Consider the following 17,638-nt stretch of genomic DNA (forward strand, 5'->3'; position numbering starts at 1 on the left):
TTAAATGTGTACTCTAGGACAATGCACTATGATAATTTGGTGGAGCTATGCGGGATCGAACCGCAGACCTCTTCGCTGCCAGCGAAGCGCTCTCCCAGCTGAGCTATAGCCCCAAACCTAGCAAACTTTGAAAGATTAATCTTTCGTGTCTGTATCGCTGAGTGCGGGCCGCATTCTATGCAGGCACACAAACAAAGTCAACAGTTTTCACGGAACTTTTTATCGAGCGTTCTAAAAACCACCAACTTGGTGCTAATATAACCACACCGCCATCATGTTTCAATTAAAACCCTTGTTTTTGTTCAAAAAACTACCAATAGTCCACTCAAGTAATAATCAATCATAAGTATATGAGTGATTTAACATGATAATCCAACAGTAAGCACCCGATTGATTCATTTTATTTACAGTCATTGGCCAATGAAAGTATGCGTAAGTACCCATAGCCCTCTCTTCTATCACCTATGAAGCCATTCCACTTCTATAGGTAACCAGCTCTCCACCATAAATAGAGAATCCCGATTCAGAGGAATACTTTCTCGATTCACGTAACCACAATCAATTTAACTCCCAACATCAAAGTAAAGTGGTTCGCCAGCCATTAACAAATACGGCGGCTATTACACGACTCAGCTCAAAAAATGACGCCGTAACAAGCTGCGCTATTTATGCGTGCTTCTTGTTGACCTCCCCGTGTTGCTTTACTCGTTATAGTTACTCTTACTGATTAGGGGCTGTTGATCTTTCAGGTTCATTTTTGCAGCCGTTTGATTGGGTTTTATACAAGGCAGAGGTTGCGTGGCATGGTTATTCCATGTGAGTCAGCCGATAACACAGTAGAAAAGCCAATCAAGCGCTGCCTACCGGTTCTTTTGAGCACCCCTTTCTCTTTGTTGCTTAATATTCGCTTAGATTACTAAGCCACATTAAGCGCCGCGATAAAAGAGAACAAAAATAGAACAGCAAAGTTCAACAGCTCCTAGATAATTCTTACTCATTGGCACCTCTATGCTGCTCATTCATATGAAGCTCAATACTTCCAACTTATAGATTAACCCCTGCCTAATCAGCAAGAGTTACAACAAATGGCTATAAAAACAACACTTAAAAGCTAATGGCATACTCCATATTGCAGCAACATTGAGCGCCTTCTCAATTCAACTAAAAAATAAATTCCCTATAGGTAATAAATGAAGAGCTAAAGAAAATTGGCGATAAAAACCGCATATGAACTAATTTTGTAACTTCAAGTGTTGACTCTATTTCAAGTCTCCCTATAATAGCGCCCCACAATGACGCAGCAAACGTTGTTGATTTAGATATGGGTCGTTAGCTCAGTTGGGAGAGCATCGCCCTTACAAGGCGAGGGTCACTGGTTCAAGTCCAGTACGACCCACCATTATCTAAATATTCTATTTGGGTCGTTAGCTCAGTTGGGAGAGCATCGCCCTTACAAGGCGAGGGTCACTGGTTCAAGTCCAGTACGACCCACCAAATAGAATTATAATCTGGGTGATTAGCTCAGTTGGGAGAGCATCGCCCTTACAAGGCGAGGGTCACTGGTTCAAGTCCAGTATCACCCACCACTTTTTGTGGACATCAGATTATTTTGCAATTCTAAAATGGGTCGTTAGCTCAGTTGGGAGAGCATCGCCCTTACAAGGCGAGGGTCACTGGTTCAAGTCCAGTACGACCCACCATTTTAGAAACATTTGCGGGTCGTTAGCTCAGTTGGGAGAGCATCGCCCTTACAAGGCGAGGGTCACTGGTTCAAGTCCAGTACGACCCACCATTTTTATTATGGTGGTTGCAAATATTGATTATTTGGGTGATTAGCTCAGTTGGGAGAGCATCGCCCTTACAAGGCGAGGGTCACTGGTTCAAGTCCAGTATCACCCACCAAATAATCAAAAAACTATATGTGGGTGATTAGCTCAGTTGGGAGAGCATCGCCCTTACAAGGCGAGGGTCACTGGTTCAAGTCCAGTATCACCCACCACATATAGGTTTAGAATCCTTTTTACCCTTATACTTCATCTCTCTTTTCAGCTATATTTTTCGCTGAATCAATTACGCGAATTAAATTTTTTTGTCCACATAAAAGCTATTTCAAAAACCGCATTAACCGACTAAACTATTCACAGCACTATTTATTATAAGTTATTCATTTGCATGAGTGTTCAGCCATTTATCAACACCAAAATCTTAATTGTTGAAGAGCAACCTTTGGCGCTTAGCCATATGAAGCGCTCACTAGAGCAGTTAGATTTTCGTAACCTGAAATTTGCTGAACATGCACAAGCCGCGATAGAACACTGCCGAATTGATAAATTTGACCTCGTCATTTGCTCTTTTGATTTAACTAAACGTCAAGATGGTTATCAACTTTACGAAGAGTTAAAAAGTAAACGCCTTGTCAGAAATGCCACTTCCTTTATTTTTGTATCCGCCGAAACCAGTGGAGAATTGGTCCACAGTGTTATTGAATTGCAACCGGATGACTTTTTAGTAAAACCATTCACTATCAAAGAACTTCGAAGTAGGATTGAGCGCGTTCTTAAACGTAAACAATCTTTAAAAAAAATCTACACCTTTATTGATGATGGCAATGATTCAAAAGCTGTTAGGTTCATTGATGCAGAACTTGATAAGCGTGGACATACCCACAGCCCTATTTTACTAAAACTCAAAGGGGAAGCATTACTGCGCCTTGGCCGAGTTAAAGATGCAAAACAATTTTATAAATCGGCCTTGAATGTACAGAAATTTACATGGGCAAAAATTGGACTTATCGAAGCACTTATAGCGAATAACGAAGATGCGCTTGCTCAGCGTATGCTTAAAACCATGCTTGAGCGCTCTGAGACACGTTTAATTGCCCTAGACCTACTTGGGCGATTAGAAATTAAGTTAAGCCAGTTTGAAACGGCTCAGGGCTTCTTAAGTGAAGCATCCAAAATTGCCCCCCGTAACATTGATAGACAAAAGTCTCTAAGCCGCATTGCTTTGATAAACCACGATTATGAACGCAGCTATCATGCACAAAAAGACATTGCCCAGTACGCTAAGCATTCAATTCATGATAACCCTGAAATATACCTAAATACTGTGAGAGCCGGAATCGATTTCGCCTTAAGCACAGACCAAACTGAACAGATCAGCCGTATTACCCGGCAAACTCAGCAATATTTGGGTGAACTCAAAAAGCAATTCCCAAACGCTGATAATCAAGCGCAAATAGATGTACTTAATGCTCGTATTCATTATTTAAAAGATGAAAGTAGAAACGCCCGAAAACTCATTGAGCAATTAGAAGATGAGCCATCCATACGCTCAGTTGACGCCTCCTTGGATAAAGCGAAGGCGTACCATGAACTGGGGTTCCACCACAAAGCTCAAGAGCTGTTCGCGCAAATTGTGGCACATTGTGAACGCCACGATAATGTAAGTGATCCTATTACCATGCACTATATTCAGCAGCAGCAAAGTGAACGTCGTGATATCACCATGGGCCCAAAAGAATTAAACAACCATGCGGTCAATCAATTTAATCGTGGCCACCTTGATATGGCTTTAGAAGCATTTTCACAGGCTTTTCGGATTATGCCAAAAAACGCGAGCATTGCCCTTAACCTCCTGCAATGTTTGCTTGATAACACGGGTAAGAATGGCCAAACATTCAATTCAGCATTAGCAAAAAAGTGCATTTCAACATTGAACAGCAGCAGTACATTAGAACCCGAACAAATCACTCGATTGGATAAACTAATAGCCCAACTTAAAGAAATGGGCTTATCAGTGGATTAATCTGACACTTTTACCATTGAAAGCGCATTAACACAGTACCTTAAGCCACTAGGCTTTGGCCCATCAGGGAAAACATGCCCTAAATGAGCATCACATACATTGCATACGATCTCAATACGTTGCATAGCATGTGAGTCATCGCCAATATACGCAATGGCATTTTCAGTTGCAGGTTGCGTAAATGAAGGCCAACCAGAGCCACTATCAAACTTCTCTTGCGCATCAAATAACAGGTTATCACAACATACACAGCCATATTTACCAGGCTCAAATAAAGTACAACTACCACCACTAAAGGGCCGTTCCGTACCCTTGTTTCGCGTAATATAATATACCTCTTCTGGTAATTGAGATTGCCACTGAGCCGCTGTTTTTTCGACTCTGCGCGAAGGTGTTGGGTTGCCTTCATTACTGAATCTTAATATATCGCGCCATTTAAGCATGTTTATTACCTCAGTTAATTAATACATCATTAAAATAGTTTGGAAATTCATTTGCTAAACACTCAAACTGCGGCTGAATTCGAGTCATACAAAAGTCAGGGCGGATCAGTCATATCATAATGCTGATAATGCTGATAATGCTGATAATGCTCCTCTGATGGAAAAAACAAGCGTAAACCCAATACCAGAGTCTCCACAGCCCGTTCTTAGGAGAGTAAGTCAATCACGTCTGTTTTTTTGAGCCGAGCTAACACAATAAACTGCACTATGATATTTACGCCGTAACTGGTGCTCAGCTTTTGCACTATAAATCATTGAGTATACTTTGATCAGTACTGACAAAGGCACTATTTAGCCGTCAAATGTTGCCCTCACGCCCTCTGAAAATAATTCGTTAGGCGTGTGCAGCGCCAAATACCCCTGATCCACGTTACACACAGCACGTATCGACATAAAAACGGCTTCTGTTGTACATCTGTGATAGGCCCCACCAAGCCATAACATCAATATCAACAGACTCACCATCTACCTTATTACAACCAATATACTCCGTTACACCCGTATAATAAGACCTCTAGGTTTTTAATTTACTTTCGGGTTCTGGCCAGTCATTGAAAAAACAGACCAAATAACGGCTTTTCACTAAATACAAAATCACCCATAACAGCATCACCATCTGCACCGCTAAATAAAATGAAAATTGATAGTAACTTTGTGATGCTTGCAAAATTAACCATATTAGGTCAGCTGCTGCCGTGATGAGTAAAGGCCAACGCATATAGCGCCAGTATTTAGCCAACACTTGCGAACTTGTTGGCCTGCGCAATGAGAAAATGACCGTCGGGACCAAGGCGAGTGTGCCAATGGCCAAAGAGACGAAAAAGTGTTGTTTGGACTGAAAAAATAGTGACATAAAATCTAAATCAGGCCGCCTAGCTACCGCAGAAAAAATCCACAACAAGTAAGCACGTAGTAATACTAACAGAGTAAGATTAAACCCAACTGGGGTTCTATACACGCCATATTTATCCCAATACTCTGGACCATATTGCTTCATAACAACACTCCGGCCACCAGCAAGGAGCCCACTATTAATGAGTCATTACTGGTAGCGCTTCAGTTTCAATTATTCGTGCTCAGAAAATAATGCAACAAGTGCATCTTCATCAAGCACATCAATGCCTAAATCTTGTGCTTTCGTTAATTTAGACCCCGCCTTTTCACCTGCAACGAGCGCATGAGTATTTTTAGAAACACTGCCTGACACTTTCGCACCGAGTGCTTGTAAGCGTGCTTTAGCATCATTACGATTTAGCTGAGTTAAAGTCCCTGTCAGCACATAGGTCAGCCCTTCAAGCGGTTGACTTAATGATGACTTTTCAGCGATGTCTGGCCAGTTAACACCAACTTCAATAAGCGCACTCACGACGGTTTGATTGTGCGATTCATTAAAAAAGGCATGTAAATGCTGCGCAACAATAACGCCCACATCACTGACTTCTTGTAAACTATCAATGGTGGCTACTGAGACTTTTTCAAGCGTTAAGTAATGATTGGCAAGGTTTTGTGCCGTTGCCTCACCGACTTCCCTAATACCGAGCGCATAAAGAAACTTGGCCAAAGTCGTTGTTTTGGCGTCCTCTAACGCAGCCACCAAATTTTTCGCTGATTTTGGCCCCATACGTTCTAATGATTCAAAATGCCCTTGCTTTAATATGAACAAATCAGCAGGTGTATGTATCAGCTCTCGGTCAACCAGCTGCTCGACAATTTTATCCCCTAAGCCATCAATATCTAACGCTTTGCGCGATGCAAAATGCTTAATGGCTTGCTTTCGTTGTGCTTGGCATACTAAACCACCGGTACATCGCGTTGTAGCCTCTCCTTCTACTCGCTCAACATGAGAACTACACACTGGGCATGAATCAGGGAATATAATGTCTTTTACATCATTCGGACGCCGCTCTAACACGACTTGCGTCACTTGTGGGATCACATCCCCTGCTCTGCGCACAATGACAGTATCACCAATTTTAACGCTTAATCGTTCAACCTCGTCACGGTTGTGCAAAGTCGCGTTAGACACAGTCACCCCCCCCACAAACACGGGCTCAAGGCGTGCAACGGGTGTAATTGCCCCCGTTCGGCCTACCTGAAATTCCACATCAAGTAGCTGCGTGATTTCTTCCTGTGCTGGAAATTTAAATGCAATCGCCCACCTCGGTGCTCGCGCAACAAAGCCCAATTGCTGTTGATAAGCCTTGTCATTCACTTTAATAACGACCCCATCAATCTCATAGGGTAACTCTGTACGACGCTGCATAATATCTTGATAATATGCCAATGCAGACTGTGCTCCAGAAACCAACTTTGTTTCTGGACACATAGGCAGTCCCCATGCTTTCAACTGTTCAAGCTGCGAAAAATGCGTTTCTGGTAAATCAACCCCAGTGACAACCCCCATAGAGTAAGCGTACATCATCAGAGGTCTTTTAGCTGTGACCTTGGAGTCGAGTTGCCTCAAGCTCCCTGCGGCTGCATTTCTAGGGTTTGCAAACGTTTTCTCATCTTTCGCGGCTGCCGTTTTATTTAAACGTGCAAACCCTGCGCTATCCATAAATACTTCACCACGCACTTCCACTTCTTCAGGAATATTGTCTCCCCGCAAACGCAGTGGAATATTGCGTATCGTTTTAACATTCGCCGTTATATTCTCACCTACTTGCCCATCACCACGTGTAGCGGCTTGTACAAGCGCACCATTTCGATACAAAATAGACACGGCTAACCCATCTAACTTGGGTTCACAACAAAACTCTAACTCTTTACTTTCAAGCAATCGCTCTTTGATGCGACGGTTAAATGCGCTGAACTCTGTTTCATCAAATGCATTATCTAACGATAACATAGGCACCTGATGATTAACTTGCTCAAACTTACCAAGTGCTTCACCGCCTACTTTTTGTGAAGGTGAATCTGGAGTGAGATACTCAGGGTGAGCTTGCTCTAATGCCATTAGTTCACGCATGATACGATCATACTCAGCATCGGGAATAGATGGGTTGTCTAGCACATAATACTGATAATTATGTTCCTCTAATTGCTGCTTTAATAACTGAATTTGTTTATTAATTGACTCTGACATCTCAACCTCTGAAAAAACAAAAGCCACGAGTGTGCGCGGCTGCAACTCGTGGCTTATAAAAACGGCGATGGCGCCTAAACTTTAACTATGCAGCGTATTCACGTACTTTTTCTACGTAGGCACGCACGGCGTTCACAGACAAGGGCTCTCGATTGCTATCTAACACTGTCGCGCCAAACTCATCTGCTAGCTTTTTAGCCGCACCATGCAACATGTTAAAAGCGGCTAAACTATCACCTTCACATGGCAGCGTCATAAATAAGCTCACACCCGCAGTACCAAACTGTTCCATATTGTCTATATCGAATGTGCCTGGGTTAAACATATTAACTAAACGAAATAGCACAGGCCCATTACCTGATGGCTCTACATGACGATTAAAAAAGCCTTCATCTGAATACTTAAAACCCAAACTCAGTACTGTTGGTAACAAACGAGAACCAGCCATTGTCAGCCCTTCAGGCATCGCTATATGCAATATAATAAAATCACTTGGTTCTTGTGATGAGTGCTCTGCAGCGCCTGTCGTTGGCGTTTCAGTCTCACTGTCTGTTGACACATTTTGAGAGTGCTCATTCGTATCTTCTTCAGAGCTATTTATGACAGCTCCCTCATCAACAGCCGCAAAATTCATTTCACCCAGGTCAGGCTCATCATTATTTCGCAAAGAGTCTGTTTGCACGGGTTCAGGCTCTTTTTCTCGTTGCTGTTCTTGTGGCTGTTCCTTTTTACGAACAGACCATAAACCATGGATCAGTAATCCACCAATTACTAACGCGCTGATCACGATTAGCGCCCATCTCAATTCTGTGGCCATTGCTCACCTTTTTATTCTCATGCTTGTGCCATCTGCACTGCTTGTTCTACGTCAACGGCAACCATTCTCGAAACACCAGGTTCCGCCATAGTTACCCCCGTCAGCCTACCAGCCATTTCCATCGCTATTTTATTATGACTGATGTATATAAATTGCACCGAATGTGACATTTCCTCCACTAAACGACAAAAGCGTCCAACATTGGCATCATCTAGCGGTGCATCAACTTCATCTAACATACAAAAAGGTGCTGGATTCAGTCTAAATATAGAAAATACCAATGATAATGCGGTCAGCGCTTTTTCTCCACCACTTAGCAAATGAATTGTTGAGTTTTTCTTTCCCGGTGGCCTCGCCATGATACTGACGCCACTTTCTAATAAGTCATCACTTGTCAGTTCTAAGTATGCACTACCTCCGCCAAAAACTTTAGGAAATAACTCTTTTAAGTCATCATTTATTTGATCAAATGTGGTTTTAAATCGTATTTTCGTCTCTTTATCTATTTTGCGGATTGCATTCTCTAATGTCTTCAGTGCCGATGTTAAATCATCCAGTTGATCATCCAAATAAGTTTTTCTCTGCGCAGCCTCATCAAATTCTGTAATGGCAGCTAAATTAACCGCACCGAGTTCATTTAATGAAGAAATCGTCTGGTTTAACATAGTTTGTAAACCCGAAATATGTGCGCCATCAAATAAGTTGGCCTGTACTTTTTGCAAGTCTTGCTCTAATGCCTCAAGGGGCTCTAACGCCGCTTGTGCTTTAATCGCCAGCCCTTGTTCCTCTAACAGATGCTTTTGCAATAACTCTTTAAGTCGAGACACTTCACCGCTTGCTCCCTTTAAACTCACTTGTTTTTGTTGTAGCTGAGTTTTCGTTGCTTGTAATTGTACAGTCAGTGAATCGATAGCAGTCTGTTGTTTTGTCTGCTCGGCCAATAAGCTGACAATTTGCTCATCGACATCAAGCATAGGCTCCTGAAGTAATTGCTGCTCATCCAATAACCCTTGCGCCCTTTCATGCGCCACATCAAGGCTTTTTTGCACATGGTCAACTTTTGATTGTGCCAGTTGCAGGGTACTTCTAGCTTGCTGTTCTTTCAAGGTTTGTGCGTGTACATTCGCTAATGCACGATCTTTGTCGCGCAGCGCATGCTGCTGAGATTGTGCTTTTAGCTCGTAATCGGCTTTAGAGGCTGTAATGTGCAGTTGATGCTGTGATAAACGCGCTTGCGATTGTTCATATGCTGTTTGTAGTTTGGCTAATGCAGCTTGCTCAGTATGTAACTGACCTGACAACTCAGCTTGTTTTTTTTCCAGCATGGCATAACTTTCATGCCACTGTTCCACGGCTGATTTGAGCATTTCGTGGCGTGATTGCAACCCTGCAACTTGTTGCGCTAAAGCGTGTATTTCTTCCTTATTAACAACTTCAGCATGGGCGCTTTGTGCCCTTTGGGCTGTCAAAGTCTCCACTTCCTCTTCCAACTTAGTCAGTTGAGACTCTGCTTGCGGTACTTGTTGCTGCAACGCCCTTAACTTTGCATGTTGACTCAACAAACTATCTGAATCAGTGTGTTTGAGCGTCGCACGCCAATTTTTTCCATATAAGGTTCCAACCCTGTCGACCCCCAAAACCCAAAACTGAGAGGGATTAAATGACTCCCCTTGCGCTAACAACTGAATGTGATTTAATAGTGCTGGATACACACCGTCAGCAATAACTTCCGCGACAGACCCACTTATTACACCAGAAGCATCAGGCCACACAGCATCATCTGCAGCAGATGTGGTGACTTTCAAATGATTTAACCCAAGTAATGCCCTTTCCACAGGTATTTCAAACCCAGCTTTCACTCTTAATTCACTCAGTAAAGAAACATAAGGCTCACTGTTGTCTGGATCTAGTACTCCAGTCAGAGCCTCTATACTTGCAACCAAAGCTGTATTCTTTTGTTGGTGACTATCAAATGCCTGTCTAGCCACATTTAAATTACCGGTCAGTGTGTCTGTTACGTTTTGCTGGTCTTGAACTGAAGCTTGCAACCTAGCAATCTGGCGTGTTTTCGCCGCTAATTCATGTTGCACATCTGTGAGCTTTTTACTTGGATCTTCTTGCCCTAAAACTTGTATTTGCACTTCACATTCGCGATACTTTTCTGCTGTATGCTTTTCATGCTGCTGGCATTGTGTATACTGCTGCTCCGCTTTAATATGAGAAGATTGCGCACGTGCGACTTCGTCGACCAACTGCTGTTGGTGCGCTTCAACGCTCTGAAACTCTTGCAATACCTGCTGACAATATACTTCCAACTCTTCTAATTGAGTATGTGATGCAAGCACACTGTTTACACAGTCTTGTAATGCCCCATCTAGCACGACAATATCAGCTTGATTGATTTCTAGCTGCGCACGCTCTTCTATGACATTTTTACGGTGTTTATCTATTTGCGCCTGTAAGCCGCGAGATTTGTCTATAAAATGTATTTTTTGTTGTTCTGCTTTAGTCAAACTAGTATGTGTTTTATGCAGGCTCTGACGTTGTTCAGTCGCACTATCTGTAAGCTGCGCAATTTGGGTATCAAGGGTTGCCAAAATATCATTATGCCCACTATGCGCAACGTTCAAAAAATCGATTTCTGAGCGTACCTTTTCTATATGGTGTAATTTTTGTTGCTGTTTTTCGTGAAAATTTTGCCATTTAAGCACCGCAAGTTGCCCTTTATAAGTGCGCTCTTGCTGTTTAAGTGTACGGTATGATTTTGCATCTTTTGCTTGTATTGCAAGCCTATCTAGCTGTAATTGCAACTCTTTTCGGACATCGAGTAGACGTTCTAAATTTTCTCTGGTACTTTTAATTCGAGTTTGAGTTTCACGCCGGCGCTCTTTATATTTTGATACCCCAGCCGCTTCCTCTAAAAAAGTACGCAACTCTTGTGGTTTACTCTCGATCAGCCGCGAAATCATACCTTGCTCAATAATGGCATAACTACGAGGCCCAAGGCCAGTACCAAGAAAAATATCCGTGATATCACGTTTTCGACATTTACTGCCATTAAGAAAGTAAAGTGATTGACCATCTCGCGTTACAAGTCGTTTAATAGACACCTTGCTTCGGTCGGCCAAGGTTCCTGGTAAACGACCTTGTGCGTTATCAAACATGAGTTCAACTGACGCTTGCGATATAGGCTTTCGATTCGTTGAGCCGTTGAAAATTACGTCAGTCATCGCATCACCACGCAAATTCTTCGCCGAGCTTTCACCAAGTACCCATCGTACGGCATCAATAACATTCGACTTACCACAGCCATTGGGACCAACAACACAGGTCATTTGATCAACAAATGGAATTTTCGTGGGTTCAACGAAAGACTTAAAGCCCGCAAGTTTAATACTACTTAAGCGCATATACTAATTAGCTACTCATTAATATGAATATGTACAAACAAAAACATAGTTATTGGTGACGTTTGATATTATCTAAAATAATACCTGTCGCCATTGCCACATTAAGAGATTCCGCAACACCGAACGCAGGGATGGTTATAGGTGTATTTATGTACTTACTTACGGGCTCTCGGATACCGTGCGATTCGCTTCCCATCACGAGTACACCCTGAGTGGAAAACGCCGTTTTATGTACATTTTCGCCATTTAAATACGCACCATATATAGCACCCGAGTAAGACGCTAAAAACTCAGTTAAATCACAACGCACCACATTAATGCGAACAAAAGAGCCCATCGTTGCACTGATCACTTTTGGATTTAGATGATCGGCACAATCTTCACTGACAATAACTTGCTTTAATCCGTACCAATCAGCAACACGAATAATCGTCCCCAGATTACCAGGATCTGATACACCGTCTAAAGCCAAAACCATACCTGAGGTATCTATCTCGCTCCCCTTTGGAAACGGCACCACAGCAATTGCAGCACTATTGCTCACTAACGTACTTACTTTTGTTAAACTTTCACTATCCGCTTCTGTTACGTTAACGCCCTGCAACTTTGGTTGATAGCTAGACAAAAACTCTGCCGTTGCAAATAGTTGTTCAATTTTTAGACCTGCATCTAGTAATTCAAGGACATTCTTTTCTCCTTGAACTAAATATAGTTGATGCTGTTTGCGGTATTTTTTTTGCGCTAAAGCACGCAAGAGTTTGGATTGGTTCTTAGAGATCATAGCCACCTCAGTGTTGAGTGACGAAGATTATACCTGAGGTAAAGAAGATTGCGAATATCTCTTTGTATTGAAAAGGCGAAACAGTGGTTGATCCATTTCCCAAAAAAATAAGGCTCATATGAGCCTTATTTTGTACCTTGGGGAGTGATTAATTAAAAGTAACAGTCACTTCTTCAGAACAAATGTCTACAGAGTTAACTGATGTACATACTTTATATACATATTGACTTTGTGTAGCGCGACGAATGAAATCACGATACGCGCCGGTGTTCAAAGTCGTCGCCAGTAGCTCGCCATCACGGTAAACATCAACGGTTGATGTCGCCGCGCCTTGATATGATAATTCGATACGAGCAAAACCCAATCTTGTTTTGTTTGCACGCTTTACTTTGAGCTCTGGTGCAGTATCTGAATCACCGGCAACCACCACATCCATAGATCTTGAATCAGTCAATCCCGTGGCATCTGTTACGGTTAACGTCACTGGATACAAACCCGTTGCGCCATAGACATGTACAGGGTTTTGTTCTGATGATGTATTGCCATCACCGAAATCCCATGCCCAAGTCGAAATGTCATCATTTGCATCTCGGCTACCGTCAAAAAAGCTGACTTGTAACGAATCTACAACAGGTAAGAAATCTGCTTCAGGGGCTCTTGGACCTACTTCACCAAGACCTGTCAGTGTTAATGCCCACTGATTAATTGACCCAGTATCTTCAGCATACGTATCGACCACTTTTAGTGTCCAATCACCTTGTGCAACTTCACCATTAAATGCACTTGATGCAAAGGATTGATTGATATCGTCCGCACCACCGCCTGCTTTATTATGTAATGTTGCGGTAGTTCCTGCTGGTGAGGTTAGCGTAACAACCAAGTCACCAATATAAGTATGTGATATATCAACTAATGTGTCTGAACCAAATATGGTTACTTCGTCTGACACATTGATGATAGAAGATGCACCTGTAGGATCATTATCTGGAATATCAACTTTCTCATTATTACTATAATCAAACTCAGTTAATCCTTGAGGGTTTACATATAAAGATAATTGACTGTCTTTACGTAAATCACCACTGGTTGCTTCAACAGTAAATGAGTAGCTGCCCCATTGAGTATCCGCTGTTGTTGGCGCTGTTAATGTGAATGAGCCGCCTGGCTGCACTGTGCTTGTTGATAACACAGCCCCGGCTAAATCACTTGTTACTGCCAAGCTAATATCACCACTCCATCCTGCAACTGACGCAACTTCAAAAGTATAAGAAGCTGTTTCACCCGCAGTAATTTCTTGTGATACTGGCGTTGCTGATAGTCTAAAGCCTGGCGTTGGATCAGCCTCTTCCAACGCGGTTGCGACATTCAAGCGTTTGCCTGACACGGTCTTCCCGTTTAAAGCTGCATTATCATCACCAGAGTTCATAAGTAACTCTTTTAACTCTGCGGTCGTTAAATCAGGGTTAACAGATAATGCTAATGCTGCAGCACCAGCAACATGTGGAGTAGCCATGGAAGTACCAGAGTAACTATCATACCCACCGCCTGGGACTGTTGACACAATCGCTGAGCCAGGCGCACCTAGATCAACACTGGTCAAGCCCCATTGCGAGAAGCTCGACATAGCATCAGTATGTGTTGTGCTGGCAATTGACAATATTGATGCATGCTCATAGCTTGATGGGTAGTGTGGGTTAGTATCATTATCAACCGCGCTATTACCTGCTGCTGCTACGAATAAAATGCCCGCTTCTTCTGAACTGGTTAATGCATCTGACATTGCTTGGCTAAAACCACCGCCGCCCCAGCTATTATTAGAGACTCTGACGTCAACACCAGCATTTCTTAAGCCCACTAAATAATCGATACATTTTATTGCATTTGCTGATGAACCACTGCCTGACGCATCTAAGAATTTACAACCAACTATGGATACCTGTTGATTTACACCAACAACACCTACGCCATCGTTACCAACCGCACCAATCGTACCCGATACATGTGTACCATGGCCTTGGTCATCCATAGGGTCACCTACATCTGTTATCGCATTGATCCCATGCATGTCATCAATATAACCGTTGTTATCATTGTCAATACCGTCTCCAGCTATCTCATTTGGATTGATCCACATATTGGCAGTGAGGTCTGGGTGAGTATGATCAACACCGGTATCAATAACCCCTACCACAACATCACGACTACCCACCGAAATATCCCATGCCTCTACGGCATCAATATCTGCATCAGCTGTACCGCCTGTTTGACCTGTATTATGAAGGCCCCAAAGCTCAGAAAACTTAGGGTCATCTGGAGTACCTTGAATTGTTAGTCGGTAATTTGGCTCAACATACTGCACTGCTTCATGTTCAGAAAGTGCCTTTATAACGGCTTTTGGATTCTTTTTATCTAGTTTAAATTCAGCTAAGCGACCTTTTAAGACGTGCTTGTAGCCGTCGTCTATTTCGTCTTTATTTACATCGGTAATTTTTGCGCTGACTAATTGACGAGCGGCCAACCTTTGCGCTTTGGTTGCACTTTCTTTAAATACAACAATAACAGAGTCATTTGTTGCACTTGAATGTTCAGTATCAGTTACAACGTTGATAGCAGCTTGCGAAAAACACGGTAGTAACGCAAGCGTCAAAGCAGATAGTTTTAATTTCATTGTTAGATCCAGTATTTTCTCATAATACTCAAAATGGTTTTGCCCACCATTTAAATATTATTTAAATTAATTTTAGTGTTCGTCACACTCGTTTTCGGATCTCTCAATATCAATAACATACTCGTTTTCGCGAACACCTGTAAAAAACAGAGTGCTATCACGTGTAAGGTCAGCACGCCTTACAACAAGCAATAAAATAAGCAACGACTAATAGATAACATTAAAAAAATTGATGCTGCAAGCGTAAATATGAAAAACAGTAAAAACTGATTAGTACATTTAAAAAATACATTTTTTTAACAAAATAGTATGAGTCTACTTCTTAGCTATCATGCCAAAAAAGCCATCCTTTTTGACTGAAAATTTAAAAACTCAACACAAAAAACACCAATTGATTGATTTAAAACAATAAATAATTCAATAAAATTACCTATATATTATAGGTTACTGCTTTATTACAGTGAGTTCAGGTCATAAGTGAACACACGAAAAATAAAATGTTAACAAAAAACTCAAAGGACAATGCACATCAACAATTACTCTTGCCAATGCAAAAGTGTGTTGCTCTTTGTGTATTGTATTTGTTTTTTGTATCGTTAAAAATCAGTGCCAATAGCCATGACTTACAAGAATCTCCACTATCAATAAGCATACACCCGTCTTTTTTAGCTAGGGCTCAACACACCAGTGCGCTAGTTCAACAAAACGGTACATTTAATAAAGCAACAATATATCAATCTAGTGACGATTTGAACTCCGTGAATGTATTACAGCTTGGGACATACAACCTCGCAAACATTACACAAGTAGGATCAAATAACACCATCAACTTACTACAGCAAGGCAGTAATAACTCTGCTGTAATTATACAAGAAGGTGATGCAAATATCGTCAACCTAACGCAATTAGGCGAACACGCATTCGTTATCCATCAGCAAGGTAACGATATGATAGTGAACGTCAGCGTTACAAAATAATTCAATATAGAACAGGATATTACTATGCTAAAAAAATCACTCATTACATGTGCCATTGCGCTTGCTCTTGGTTATGGTAATGCAGCACTTGCTGCTGATTCAAAAGACACAGGCAATACAATTCACTCAGACTTTATGGCAAATGCACAACAAAATAAAGTGGAGATCAGTCAAACGTCTACTAACCCTTCGATAGGTAATGCCGTTTCTGTAACACAAACAGGTACTGTCAATGGTGCACAAATTACTGTCACCGGTGACGATAACCAGCTGAGCAGTGTACAAGCCGGTGACAATAACTTACAAACGACCACCATCACTGGTAACGATAACCACCTTGCCAATAATCAAAATGGCAGTGATGCTAAAACACAAATCAATATTACTGGTGACGCGAATATGCTTGCGATTACTCAAGACGGCTTAGCGGGTTTGGGTAACATTGGTAGTCAAGTAATCACTAATATCAACGGTACTGACAACAAACTTAGCATTGAACAAGGCGACGGTGGTCATTGGACATTTGTGAGAGACTTACAAGGTAACGAAAATGAAATTAACGTTACCCAAAATGGCGAATGGGGCGAGGTTCATTTAAATAGCATTCAAGGCGATGATAATGAAATTGATGTCGAGCAAGATGGGTTTTGGAATGTTGCAACGGTTGATAGCCTAGAAGGACACGAAAACGAAATTGAATTTGAACAAGAAGGCGACCGAAACCGTCTAACCGTTGAAGCCATTGTTGGTGACGACAATGACATTAAAGTTGAACAAATTGGCGATAGCAATAAGTTAGAGTTTGCAGCTGTAACAGGAGATGATAATAACCTATCGCTTGAACAAAATGGCGATAACAATACGCTAACAAGTGGCTTATTTGAAGGCAATGATAACGAAGTTGTTGCAAATCAAGTTGGTAATACCAATACGCTAGAGTTGGATATACAAGGTAACGACAATGACTTTGATGTTCGACAAAAAGGCGATGATAACAAAGCCTATTTAGGTGTTATTGGTGATAATAATACCTTCTCAACGATGCAAGATGGCAACGAAAACAATAGCCATATCGCAAATTTTAATGGCTCAAATAACACATTCTCGATTGCTCAAACTGGTGGGGATTTAAACCACGCAACAATCCAAACCTCTTACCCTGATACATCATTAGAAACGTCTAACAACACTATTGATGTAACGCAAACAGGCAGTGAGAATGACGTGAGCGTTACACTTAGTAGTGTAATTGCAAGTAACGACAACACAATTACATTTGTACAAGATGGTGGCCTAAATGCCATAGACTTAATGCTTGAAGGCACAGGTAATAGCATTGACATTGCACAAATTGGAGACATGAACATGGTCTCAGGTATCGATGGCGGGGCATTCCTATTGGCTGGCAATGAGCTGAGCTTAACAATCAACCAAACGGGTACTGGTAACCTTGTCGAAGGTGGTATGTCTCAATTAAATGGCGATGTTTCAATTACGCAAGTTGGCGACTTTAATACAACGACAGTAACACAAAAGTAATAGAGTATGACAAGGCAGTGCGGGCAGCTCCCGTACTGCTTTCATACAACT

10 protein-coding genes and 8 tRNA genes are annotated in these 17,638 nt (G+C 41.8%); 10 read left to right on the plus strand and 8 right to left on the minus strand.

Features of this window, described 5'->3' with window-relative positions:
* Positions 1–37: 37 nt before the first annotated feature.
* Positions 38–113, minus strand: a tRNA-Ala gene (locus J8L98_RS22680).
* Between the two features lie 1,210 nt (positions 114–1,323).
* Here J8L98_RS22680 and J8L98_RS22685 point away from each other — a divergent pair.
* The 8 genes from J8L98_RS22685 to J8L98_RS22720 all read left to right on the plus strand — a co-directional run bounded on the left by J8L98_RS22685 (position 1,324) and on the right by J8L98_RS22720 (position 3,807).
* Positions 1,324–1,399, plus strand: a tRNA-Val gene (locus J8L98_RS22685).
* Between the two features lie 19 nt (positions 1,400–1,418).
* Positions 1,419–1,494 (plus strand) — tRNA-Val (locus J8L98_RS22690).
* 16 nt (positions 1,495–1,510) lie between these two features.
* Positions 1,511–1,586: transfer RNA gene (locus tag J8L98_RS22695), tRNA-Val, on the plus strand.
* A gap of 38 nt (positions 1,587–1,624) precedes the next feature.
* Positions 1,625–1,700 (plus strand) — tRNA-Val (locus tag J8L98_RS22700).
* 16 nt (positions 1,701–1,716) lie between these two features.
* Positions 1,717–1,792 (plus strand) — tRNA-Val (locus J8L98_RS22705).
* Between the two features lie 34 nt (positions 1,793–1,826).
* Positions 1,827–1,902, plus strand: a tRNA-Val gene (locus J8L98_RS22710).
* Between the two features lie 21 nt (positions 1,903–1,923).
* Positions 1,924–1,999 (plus strand) — tRNA-Val (locus J8L98_RS22715).
* Between the two features lie 173 nt (positions 2,000–2,172).
* Positions 2,173–3,807 (plus strand): tetratricopeptide repeat-containing response regulator, encoded by a 1,635-nt coding sequence (locus J8L98_RS22720; protein WP_192508177.1) that lies wholly within the window; start codon positions 2,173–2,175, stop codon positions 3,805–3,807.
* On the opposite strand, the gene msrB is transcribed toward J8L98_RS22720, so the two are convergent.
* The 7 genes from msrB to J8L98_RS22755 form a co-directional block, all read right to left on the minus strand.
* Positions 3,804–4,250 (minus strand): peptide-methionine (R)-S-oxide reductase MsrB, encoded by a 447-nt coding sequence (msrB, locus tag J8L98_RS22725; RefSeq protein ID WP_210998340.1) that lies wholly within the window; start codon positions 4,248–4,250, stop codon positions 3,804–3,806. The two genes, J8L98_RS22720 and msrB, sit on opposite strands and share 4 nt — an antisense overlap.
* A gap of 574 nt (positions 4,251–4,824) precedes the next feature.
* Positions 4,825–5,307 carry a DUF2919 domain-containing protein gene (locus tag J8L98_RS22730; RefSeq protein ID WP_210998341.1) on the minus strand — a complete coding sequence of 161 codons (483 nt, stop codon included), beginning with the start codon at positions 5,305–5,307 and terminating at the stop codon, positions 4,825–4,827.
* A gap of 69 nt (positions 5,308–5,376) precedes the next feature.
* A complete protein-coding gene (gene ligA / locus J8L98_RS22735; protein ID WP_210998342.1) occupies positions 5,377–7,395 on the minus strand; it encodes an NAD-dependent DNA ligase LigA in 2,019 nt (672 codons plus the stop codon).
* Between the two features lie 85 nt (positions 7,396–7,480).
* Positions 7,481–8,212, minus strand: a complete 732-nt coding sequence (zipA, locus tag J8L98_RS22740; protein WP_210998343.1) for a cell division protein ZipA — start codon at positions 8,210–8,212, stop codon at positions 7,481–7,483.
* A gap of 17 nt (positions 8,213–8,229) precedes the next feature.
* A complete protein-coding gene (locus J8L98_RS22745; RefSeq protein WP_210998344.1) occupies positions 8,230–11,622 on the minus strand; it encodes an AAA family ATPase in 3,393 nt (1,130 codons plus the stop codon).
* A 49-nt stretch (positions 11,623–11,671) separates the two neighbouring features.
* Entirely contained in the window at positions 11,672–12,403 is a 732-nt protein-coding gene (locus tag J8L98_RS22750; protein ID WP_210998345.1) for an RNA methyltransferase, read from the minus strand.
* A gap of 148 nt (positions 12,404–12,551) precedes the next feature.
* The gene (locus J8L98_RS22755) at positions 12,552–15,071 is read right to left on the minus strand and encodes a S8 family serine peptidase (protein WP_210998346.1); all 2,520 of its coding nucleotides are present in this window, start codon (positions 15,069–15,071) and stop codon (positions 12,552–12,554) included.
* A gap of 497 nt (positions 15,072–15,568) precedes the next feature.
* Between J8L98_RS22755 and J8L98_RS22760 the strand changes: the two genes are divergently transcribed.
* Both J8L98_RS22760 and J8L98_RS22765 read left to right on the plus strand, forming a co-directional pair.
* Positions 15,569–16,048, plus strand: coding sequence for a curlin subunit CsgB (locus J8L98_RS22760; RefSeq protein WP_210998347.1), 480 nt, complete (start codon positions 15,569–15,571; stop codon positions 16,046–16,048).
* 24 nt (positions 16,049–16,072) lie between these two features.
* Positions 16,073–17,587, plus strand: a complete 1,515-nt coding sequence (locus tag J8L98_RS22765; RefSeq protein WP_210998348.1) for a curlin — start codon at positions 16,073–16,075, stop codon at positions 17,585–17,587.
* Positions 17,588–17,638 lie beyond the last annotated feature (51 nt).

It is taken from the genome of Pseudoalteromonas sp. MMG013, assembly GCF_018100885.1.
In the GTDB taxonomy this organism is placed as follows: Bacteria; Pseudomonadota; Gammaproteobacteria; order Enterobacterales; family Alteromonadaceae; genus Pseudoalteromonas; species Pseudoalteromonas aurantia.